The sequence below is a fragment of the Psychrobacter sp. W2-37-MNA-CIBAN-0211 genome (assembly GCF_040309405.1).
Lineage (GTDB): Bacteria > Pseudomonadota > Gammaproteobacteria > Pseudomonadales > Moraxellaceae > Psychrobacter > Psychrobacter glaciei.
Window position 1 is genome coordinate 1 of the sequence record NZ_JBEOOU010000429.1, and the last position, 250, is coordinate 250.

The 250-nt window shown below is 50.4% G+C and carries 1 protein-coding gene; it reads right to left on the minus strand.

Annotated features, from left to right (window positions below; all coding sequences use genetic code 11):
- On the minus strand, nucleotides 1–197 hold a 197-nt coding region (locus tag AAEY72_RS15755; RefSeq protein ID WP_352311576.1), incomplete at its 3' end, for an efflux RND transporter permease subunit.
- Between the last annotated feature and the right edge of the window lie 53 nt (nucleotides 198–250).

Sequence of the window (250 nt, forward strand, 5' to 3'; positions counted from 1 at the left end):
GCAATATCGTTTTCGAGCTGCGACGGTGCGGCACCCGGCAAAGTCACCGTGACCACGACCGCTGGCAAATCAATATCTGGAAACTGCTGCACCTTCATTTGCATAAAGCCGTAGAGACCGCCCAAAGTCAGCAGCACAAACAGCAAAATAGCCACTAAAGGGTTTTTAATCGAGTAAGCTGATACGTTTAAACTCATGAGCGCGCCTGCGTAGCTGTGTTAGTAGCGGCTTTATTCGCGGTGGTAGCATC